This window comes from Pseudomonas sp. CFBP 13710, from assembly GCF_014842235.1.
Taxonomy (GTDB): Bacteria; Pseudomonadota; Gammaproteobacteria; order Pseudomonadales; family Pseudomonadaceae; genus Aquipseudomonas; species Aquipseudomonas baltica.
This window is the reverse complement of sequence record NZ_JACYVJ010000009.1, coordinates 135,658-144,289: the sequence shown is the minus strand read 5'-3', so window position 1 is coordinate 144,289 and position 8,632 is coordinate 135,658. Positions and strand designations below refer to the sequence as shown.

Here is an 8,632-nt window from a genome sequence, read left to right as displayed (position 1 = left end):
TGTTTCGCGGCCGATGACCGCTCCTACGCAGGTTACGAGGTTGTCCGTAGGAGCAGTCCGTGGCCGCGAAGGGCGCACGGCGGTGGGTCAGGGGCACCGCGGCGCCTGTTTCGCGGCCGATGACCGCTCCTGCGCAGGTTACGAGGTTGTCCGTAGGAGCGGTCCGTGGCCGCGAAGGGCGCGCCGCGGTGAGGCAGGTGCACTGCGGCGCCTGCCTGCTGCGAGGACAGCGCGGCCGATAACCGATAAAGTGCGCGGCCTATTCATTTCCCAAGGACCCTGCCCATGCCCAAGACTTTCGACATCGCCGTGATCGGCGCCACCGGGACGGTTGGCGAAACCCTCGTGCAGGTTCTCGAAGAGCGCGATTTCCCGGTGGGTGCGCTGCACCTGTTGGCAAGCAGCGAATCGGCCGGTGCGTCGGTGGCCTTTCGCGGCAAGAACGTGCGGGTGCGTGAAGTCGATCAGTTCGATTTCAGTCTGGTCAAGCTGGTGTTCTTCGCCGCCGGCCCTGCGGTGACGCGCAGCTTGGCGCCGCGTGCTACGGCGGCCGGTTGCACGGTCATCGATCTGTCGGCCGGCCTGGCGACGTCCCAGGCCCCCAATGTGGTCCCGGAAGCCAATGCCGCCGTGCTGAGCGATCTGCCGCTGCCCGTGCAAGTCGCCAGCCCCAGCGCTGCCGCCACTGCGCTGGCCGTGATCCTGGCACCCTTGCGCGCGGTGCTGGATCTGCAGCAGGTGCACGTGACCGCCTGCCTGGCCGTGTCGGCCCTGGGCCGCGAGGCTGTCAGCGAACTGGCCCGGCAAACGGCCGAGCTGCTCAATGTGCGCCCGCTGGAACCGCAGTTCTTCGACCGCCAGATCGCCTTCAACCTGCTGGCGCAGGTCGGTACGCCCGACGCGCAGGGCCATGTGCCGCTGGAGCGGCGGCTGGTCGACGAACTGCGCGAGCTGCTTGGCATGCCAGCGCTGAAGATTTCGGTGACCTGCGTGCAGGCACCGGTGTTCTTCGGCGACAGCTACAGCATCGCGCTGCAGACCGGCTCGACGCTGGACCTTGCGGCCATCAACCAGGCCCTGGCCATGGCGCCCGGGATCGAAACGGTGGAAGACGACTACCCTACAGCAGTGGGCGATGCGGTAGGCCAGGACGTGGTGTACGTGGGTCGTGTACGCACCGGTATCGACGATCCCCAGGCGCTGAGCCTGTGGGCCACGGTGGACAACGTGCGCAAGGGCGCCGCCTTGAATGCGGTACAAGTGGCCGAGTTGTTGATTAAAGGTCATGGCTAAAAGATACTTGCCGACAATTTGCAGACAGTTCGCCCGTTTTGCCCAGCTGTTCGCATGCGACAGCGCAAGCTTCTTCTCGCTTGCCGAGGAATGTTCAGACAAGGATTAGGCCATGGTTCAAGTTCGCAAACTGGTGTTAGCAATGGCTGCCGCTTCGGCGCTGTCCTCCGGTATCGCCAACGCCCTGGAGCTGGGTGAGTTGACCCTCAGGTCCGCGGTGAACCAGCCCCTGCTCGCCGAGATAGAACTGCTCGATGTGCGCGGCCTCTCTGCCGCCGAGGTGCAGCCAGTGCTGGCCCCGGCCGAGGAATTCAGCAAGGCGGGCGTCGAGCGCCAGGCTTTCCTCGACGGCCTGCGCTTCACGCCGGTGATCAACGCCAGTGGCCGCAGCGTCATCCGCGTGACCTCGACGCAACCCTTGTCGGCGCCCTTGGTGAAGTTCCTGGTCCAGGTCAATTTCCCCAGCGGCCGTCTGCTGCGCGACTACAGCATGCTGCTCGATCCCGCGCAGTTTGCCCCGCAGGCGGCCCAAGCGGCGCAGAATGCACCGCAGCCGGCGCTGAGCGCTCCCGCCGCCAGTGCCAACCAGGCGTCCTACACCACGGGTTCGCGTGACACCCTGTGGGAGATCGCTGCGCGCAATCGTCAGGGCAGCTCGGTCCAGCAAGCCATGCTGGCCATCCAGGCGCTCAACCCCGACGCGTTTCTCGACGGCAACATCAACCGTCTCAAGACCGGGCAGGTCCTGCGCATGCCGGACGCCCAGCAGACCGCGGCCACCGCGCCGGGCCCAGCCGTAGCCGAAGTCGCGCGGCAGAATGCTGCCTGGCGCGAAGGCCGTCGCCTCGGTCCGCGGGCGCAGCAGGTCGATGCCACGCGCCGTGGCAACGGTGCTCCGGCGCCGGCCGCCGCGCTGCCGCAAGACAACCTCAGCCTGGTGTCAGGCGCCAGCGAGGCCAACGGCCCGGCGGGCGATGCCAGGGCCCTCGACCAGAAACTCGCGGTGACCCAGGAAGCCCTGGACTCCACGCGCCGTGACAACGAAGAATTGCGCAGCCGCAACGCCGACCTGCAGAGCCAGCTCGACAAGTTGCAGAAACTGATTCAGCTCAAGAACGACCAACTGGCCAAGATGCAGGCAGCGGGCGCCGATGTACCGGTGCCGGCCGAAGCGTTGGCGCCGGCGCAGGCGCTGGCCCCTGCGCAGGCCGACGGCGAGCCTGCCGAGGGCGATTCCGATGCCCCGGTCAACGCCGCGCTGGTTCCGGCACCGGCGGTACCCGGTGCCACCGAGCAGGTCAATCCCGACGCTGCCGCCAGTACGCCGGCCTTGCCTCAGGGCGAGCCGCTGGATGCGACCACCGACCCCGCCGACGACGCGGTTGCCGAGCAGCCCAGCGACAACTCGACCTTGCTGATGGTGGTCGGTGCCAGTGCCCTTGCAGCGCTGCTCTTGCTGCTGTTGCTGCTGGCCCGCCGCCGCAAGGCGCAGCAGGAGGCCGAGAAGCACATGCGCATGGCCCGCGCGCTGGCCGAAGAGCCCGATCACGGCCCGGATCTCGATTTGCCGCCCAACAGCTTCGAAGGACTGGAGCGCCCGGCGGCGACCGTGCACCTGACCCCGGCCATGGTGGCCGCCTCGGTAGCGGGCGCCAGGGCCAGTGCCGCACCGGCTACCTTTGCCGAGGCGCCCGCGCCGACCGTGCTGCCTACGCCGCCGCTGCGCCCCAGCATCGACACCGATGAAGGGCTGTTCGCCGAAGTGGAGCAGAGCATTGCCCGCGGCCGCCTCAATCATGCTGCCGAACTGCTGGAAGCGGCGACCGAGCGCGAGCCCAAGCGCAGCGATCTGCGCCTGAAATTGATGGAAGTGTATGGCCTGCAAGGTGATCGTGATGGCTTCGTCGGCCAGGAGCGGCAGTTGATCGCCACCGGCCAGAACCATGCCGACGTCGAGCGTCTGAAAGCGCGCTTCCCTGCCATGCTGGGCGTTGCCGCCGCCGCTGCCGGTGCAGCCGCCGCGGCAGCGCAGATGGACGCCGAGTACGTCAAGCAGTTGCTGCACGACGAGCCGGGGTCCGCCGACTCGCTGGACGGCACCTTCGATACCGATTTCGACCTCAACCTGGACGACACCCCGGACCCCGCGCCGACGGCAGGCGCGGACATCGACTTCGACACCTTGCTGGCCGAGCAGAAAGCTGCGGCGGGCAATTCGACCGACGAACCCGAGACGACGTTGCCGGAAGATTTCGATCTGTCGTTGGCCGATGACGCCGAGGAGCCACAGGCACCCGAATCGCGCCTGAACGAGATCAATGCCGAACTGGAAAAACTCTCCGACGGTTTTGCCCGCACACCCATGGCCGAGCCGTTCGCCGTGCCCCCCAAGCCTGAAGACCTCCCGCCGATCGAAGGCGAAGACGATTTCGACTACCTCGACGGGGGAGACGAGGCGGGCACCAAGCTTGACCTGGCCCGTGCCTACATCGAGATGGGTGACAACGACGGCGCCCGCGACATTCTCGGTGAAGTGCTCAAGGAAGGCAGCACCGGGCAGCAGGATGAGGCGCGCGAGATGCTTGGGCGCATCAGTCGGTAACGCGGTGCAGCGGTCGCCGTCCGACCCCCAAACCTGCTCCCACATCTGTACATCGAGGCCCTTTTTGTGGGAGCGGGCTCTGCCCGCGAAGGCAGCGCCGCAATTCCATGATCCGGTATAATCGCCGCCATCGCTCAACCAACAGGCTGCAACTTCGTGCAAAACATCGACAACGCGGTCGCCGAATCGGCGGCCGACGGCTTCTATCGCATTGCCTTGGGCGTTGAATACAAAGGTTCGCGCTACCGCGGCTGGCAGCGCCAGGCCTCTGGCGTGCGCACCGTACAGGAAACCCTCGAAGACGCCCTGGGCAAGGTTGCCGCTTCGCCCGTCTCGCTGATGTGCGCCGGCCGCACGGACGCGGGTGTCCACGCTTGCGGCCAGGTGGTGCATTTCGATACCCAGGCCGAGCGCAGCATGAAAGCCTGGGTCATGGGTGCCAACATCAATCTGCCCCATGATGTCAGTGTCACCTGGGCCAAGATCATGCCGCCCAACTTTCATGCGCGTTTCAAGGCCATCGCCCGCCGCTACCGCTACGTCATCTACAACGACCAGATCCGACCCGCCCATCTGGGCGAGGAAATCACCTGGAATCACCGTCCGCTGGATGTCACCCGCATGGCCGCCGCCGCCCAGGCGCTGGTCGGTACCCATGACTTCAGTGCCTTCCGCGCCGGCCAGTGCCAGGCCAAGTCGCCGATCAAGCAACTGCATCACCTGCGGGTCACCCAGCACGGCAAGATGATCGTCATCGACGTGCGCGCCAATGCCTTCCTGCACCACATGGTGCGCAACATCGCCGGTGTGCTGATGACCATCGGCACGGGCGAGCGCCCTGTGGAATGGGCCGCCGAAGTGTTGCAAAGTCGGGTACGCCGAACCGGCGGGGTCACGGCCCATCCCTTCGGGCTGTACCTGGTGCAAGTCGAGTACCGCGATGAGTTCCCACTGCCCGAGCGCTATATCGGTCCGCACTTCCTGACCGGGTTCGACACACTGGCTGACGTCGCCGACAGCATTTGCTAACATCCGCCGTTCCCCAGCCAAGTCGAGGTACTCGCCGACATGTCAGCCGTTCGCAGCAAAATCTGCGGTATTACCCGCATAGAGGATGCTCTGGCCGCTGCGCACGCGGGTGCCGATGCGATCGGGTTGGTGTTCTATGCCAAAAGCCCCCGGGCGGTGAACGTGCAACAGGCACGTGCGATCATCGCCGCGCTGCCGCCATTCGTGACCACCACCGGCCTGTTCGTGAATGCCAGTCGGTGCGAACTGGGTGAAATCCTCGACGCCGTGCCGCTGGACCTGCTGCAATTCCATGGCGACGAAACGCCGGAAGAATGCGAGGGCTACCACCGTCCCTACATCAAGGCATTGCGCGTGCGCGCCGGCGATGATCTGCAGGCGGCCTGCCGGGCCTATCGCAACGCCAGCGGCATTCTGCTCGACACCTACGTGGCCGGCGTGCCGGGCGGCACCGGTGAAGCCTTCGACTGGTCGCTGGTGCCCGCGGACCTGGACAAGCCGATCGTGCTGGCAGGAGGGCTTCACGCCGGCAACGTCGCCCAGGCCGTCGCTCAGGTCAAACCCTGGGCGGTGGATGTCAGTGGCGGGGTGGAGTCGAGCAAGGGCATCAAGGACCATCGCAAAATCGACGCTTTCCTCAAAGCGGTGCGTGGGAGCAGCATGTGACGGCAGGCAGCTCGGCACCGTCCATACGTTTCGCGAAACGCGCGGCACGCAGGTGTGCAGCCTGCGCCACGCTCGCCCACGCATTCGTTTCATATCTGAACACGCTCAAGAGCATGCACGGGACCTGGCCAGGCCAGCAGTCCCCGGTACTGGAGAAATAAAGCATGAGCAACTGGTTGGTAGACAAGCTGATCCCTTCGATCATGCGATCGGAAGTGAAGAAAAGCTCGGTGCCCGAAGGCCTGTGGCACAAGTGTCCGTCCTGCGAAGCAGTGCTGTACCGTCCGGAGCTGGAGAAGACCCTCGACGTCTGTCCCAAGTGCAACCACCACATGCGCATCGGTGCACGTGCGCGTCTGAACATCTTCCTCGACGAAGATGGCCGCGCCGAGCTGGGTGCCGATCTGGAACCGGTCGATCGCCTGAAGTTTCGTGATGGCAAGAAGTACAAGGATCGCCTGACTGCAGCGCAGAAGCAGACGGGCGAAAAGGATGCGCTGATCTCCATGAGCGGCACCTTGCTGGGCATGCCCGTGGTGGCCAGCGCCTTCGAATTCTCGTTCATGGGTGGCTCCATGGGTGCCATCGTCGGCGAGCGCTTCGTGCGTGCCGCCAACTACGCCCTGGAAAACCGTTGCCCGATGATCTGCTTTGCCGCTTCCGGTGGTGCGCGCATGCAGGAAGCGCTGATTTCGCTGATGCAGATGGCCAAGACCTCAGCAGTCCTGGCGCGTTTGCGCGAAGAAGGCATTCCGTTCATCTCGGTGCTGACCGATCCGGTCTACGGCGGCGTTTCCGCCAGCCTGGCCATGCTCGGTGACGTGATCGTCGCCGAGCCCAAGGCGCTGATCGGTTTTGCCGGCCCGCGGGTGATCGAGCAGACCGTGCGCGAAAAACTTCCGGAAGGCTTCCAGCGCAGCGAATTCCTCATCGAGCACGGTGCGATCGACATGATCATTTCGCGCCAGGAACTGCGCCCGCGCCTGGGCAGCCTGCTGGCCCAATTCATGGGCCTGCCGACGCCTACCTACGTGGCCGCCCCGATCGAGCCCATTGTGGTTCCACCGGCGCCCGCCAACGTATGACCGAGCGCAGCCTGAGCCAGTGGCTCGCCTATCTGGAGCAGCTGCACCCTTCGGCCATCGACATGGGCCTGGACCGTTGCCGCGAAGTCGCGCAGCGCCTGGGCCTGGGCAAGCCAGCCGAGCGTGTGGTCACGGTGACCGGGACCAACGGCAAGGGGTCGACCTGCGCGTTCATCGCGGCGCTGATGCAGGATCGCGATCTGAAAGTGGGGGTCTACGCCTCGCCACATCTGCTGCGCTACAACGAACGAGTGCTGATCGACGGCCAGCAGGCTACCGATGCCCAGTTGTGCCAGGCGTTCACCGCCGTGGAAGCGGCGCGCGGCGCCACTACCCTGACCTATTTCGAGATGGGCACCCTGGCCGCGCTTTGGCTGTTCCAGCGCGCCGAGCTCGATGCCGTGGTGCTGGAAGTGGGCCTGGGCGGTCGGCTCGATGCGGTCAACCTGGTGGATGCCGATGTGGCCGTGGTCACCAGCATCGGTCTGGACCATGCCGAGTACCTGGGGGATACCCGCGAGTCGGTGGCGTTCGAGAAGGCCGGCATCCTGCGTGCGGGCGTGCCAGCACTGTGTGGCGATATCGACCCTCCGCAGCCGTTGCTCGAGCAGGTTGCCACGTTGGGTTGCCCGTTCTATCTGCGCGGCCGCGACTACGACTTCACCGCGCAAGGCGATCACTGGTCGTGGCGCGGGGTGGATGTCGAAGGCTACCCGGTCGAGCTGCTGTCGTTGCCATTGCCCAGCCTGCCGCTGGAAAACGCCGCGTTGGCCCTGCAGGCCTACGTGGCACTCGATCTGCCGCGTGACGCTGCACGTATGGGTTGGGCGCTGGCGCACACCCGCGTGGCCGGCCGCCTGGACCGTCATCGTGTGAGTTACGCCGGCAAGTCGGTCGAAATTCTTCTCGACGTGGGCCACAACCCGCACGCCGCTCGCTTTCTGGCCGAGCGGCTGGCGCGCCAGCCTCTTGCGGGCCGGCGTCTGGCCGTGTTCGGCCTGCTCGCCGACAAGGACCTGGTCGGGGTGATCGAGCCGCTGACAGCCGTCATCACGCACTGGGCAGTCGCACCGCTGAAAACACCGCGCAGTCGTCCGGCCGCCGAACTCGACGCCGCGCTCCTGAACCTTGGCGCTGCCACGACGTCTCATGGCAGCCTCGCCGATGCGCTCGAAGCGCAGTGCGAAGCCGCAGGCGAGGGTGACGAGATTCTGGTGTTCGGCTCGTTCCACTGTGTCGCCCAGGCTCTGAAATGGATGTATGGCAACGTAGAACGGGAGAACGTGGATGGCATTGCCCAATAAGGTGTTCAAGCAGCGCATGATCGGCGCCCTGGTGCTGATCGCGCTGGCGGTGATTTTCCTGCCGATGCTGTTTTCGCGCGAGGATCAAACCGTGCGCCAGGTTCAGGTACAAGCCCCGGCAGCGCCGCAGGCACCGGCAGCGCCTCAGGTGCAGGTCGAGCCGGTTGCCGTGCCCGAGCCGCAGATCATCGAGACGGAGCCGGTTCCAGCGCAGGCCGCGACGCAGGCTGCCCCGCCTAGCCAGCCGATCCAGTCGGTGCCTGCCGCGCCTGCCACACCTGCCAAGAAGCCGGTGGAATCGGTGCAGCCTTCCGCGCCCATCGCTGCGGCCAAGGTGCCACCGGTCGCCAAGACGGACACCGGCAGCAAGATCGACTCCAATGGGCTGCCGGTCAGCTGGTCGGTGCAATTGGCCAGCCTGTCCAACCGCGCCGGTGCCGACACCTTGCAGAAGAGCCTGCGTGCGCAGGGATACAACGCCTACGTGCGTACGGCCGATGGCAAGAACCGGGTGTTCGTCGGTCCATTGCTCGAGCGCGCTGAGGCCGAGCGCCTGCGTGACGTGATCAACCGCCAGCAGAAGCTGCAGGGGTTCGTGGTACGTTTCGAGCCCGAGCGCGGCTGAGTCTTCGTCAGCCGTGGAGCCGTGGCGC

The 8,632-nt window shown here is 65.9% G+C and carries 7 protein-coding genes; all 7 read left to right on the top strand.

Annotation, left to right across the window (positions count from 1 at the left end; translation table 11 throughout):
• The first annotated feature begins 285 nt into the window (after positions 1–285).
• The 7 genes from IFT44_RS17765 to IFT44_RS17735 all read left to right on the top strand — a co-directional run bounded on the left by IFT44_RS17765 (position 286) and on the right by IFT44_RS17735 (position 8,604).
• Positions 286–1,293 carry an aspartate-semialdehyde dehydrogenase gene (locus IFT44_RS17765; protein WP_192102456.1) on the top strand — a complete coding sequence of 336 codons (1,008 nt, stop codon included), beginning with the start codon at positions 286–288 and terminating at the stop codon, positions 1,291–1,293.
• Positions 1,294–1,405: 112 nt separating this feature from the next.
• Entirely contained in the window at positions 1,406–3,895 is a 2,490-nt protein-coding gene (locus tag IFT44_RS17760; RefSeq protein ID WP_192176322.1) for a FimV family protein, read from the top strand.
• 156 nt (positions 3,896–4,051) lie between these two features.
• Entirely contained in the window at positions 4,052–4,924 is an 873-nt protein-coding gene (truA, locus tag IFT44_RS17755) for a tRNA pseudouridine(38-40) synthase TruA (RefSeq protein ID WP_192057884.1), read from the top strand.
• A gap of 39 nt (positions 4,925–4,963) precedes the next feature.
• Positions 4,964–5,590, top strand: coding sequence for a phosphoribosylanthranilate isomerase (locus IFT44_RS17750; protein ID WP_192052928.1), 627 nt, complete (start codon positions 4,964–4,966; stop codon positions 5,588–5,590).
• A 164-nt stretch (positions 5,591–5,754) separates the two neighbouring features.
• Entirely contained in the window at positions 5,755–6,675 is a 921-nt protein-coding gene (gene accD / locus IFT44_RS17745; protein ID WP_122476414.1) for an acetyl-CoA carboxylase, carboxyltransferase subunit beta, read from the top strand.
• On the top strand, positions 6,672–7,979 hold the full coding sequence (gene folC / locus IFT44_RS17740; protein ID WP_192176321.1) for a bifunctional tetrahydrofolate synthase/dihydrofolate synthase: 1,308 nt from the start codon (positions 6,672–6,674) through the stop codon (positions 7,977–7,979). Before accD ends, folC begins: the two co-directional genes overlap by 4 nt.
• The gene (locus tag IFT44_RS17735) at positions 7,963–8,604 is read left to right on the top strand and encodes an SPOR domain-containing protein (RefSeq protein ID WP_192176320.1); all 642 of its coding nucleotides are present in this window, start codon (positions 7,963–7,965) and stop codon (positions 8,602–8,604) included. Before folC ends, IFT44_RS17735 begins: the two co-directional genes overlap by 17 nt.
• Positions 8,605–8,632 lie beyond the last annotated feature (28 nt).

Bases quoted from the DNA above. Each gene is read 5' to 3' on its own strand.
- IFT44_RS17765 (WP_192102456.1), top strand. From the start codon at position 286: ATGCCCAAGACTTTCGACATCGCCGTGATCGGCGCCACCGGGACGGTT.
- IFT44_RS17760 (WP_192176322.1), top strand. From the start codon at position 1,406: ATGGTTCAAGTTCGCAAACTGGTGTTAGCAATGGCTGCCGCTTCGGCG.
- IFT44_RS17750 (WP_192052928.1), top strand. From the start codon at position 4,964: ATGTCAGCCGTTCGCAGCAAAATCTGCGGTATTACCCGCATAGAGGAT.
- accD (WP_122476414.1), top strand. From the start codon at position 5,755: ATGAGCAACTGGTTGGTAGACAAGCTGATCCCTTCGATCATGCGATCG.
- folC (WP_192176321.1), top strand. From the start codon at position 6,672: ATGACCGAGCGCAGCCTGAGCCAGTGGCTCGCCTATCTGGAGCAGCTG.
- IFT44_RS17735 (WP_192176320.1), top strand. From the start codon at position 7,963: ATGGCATTGCCCAATAAGGTGTTCAAGCAGCGCATGATCGGCGCCCTG.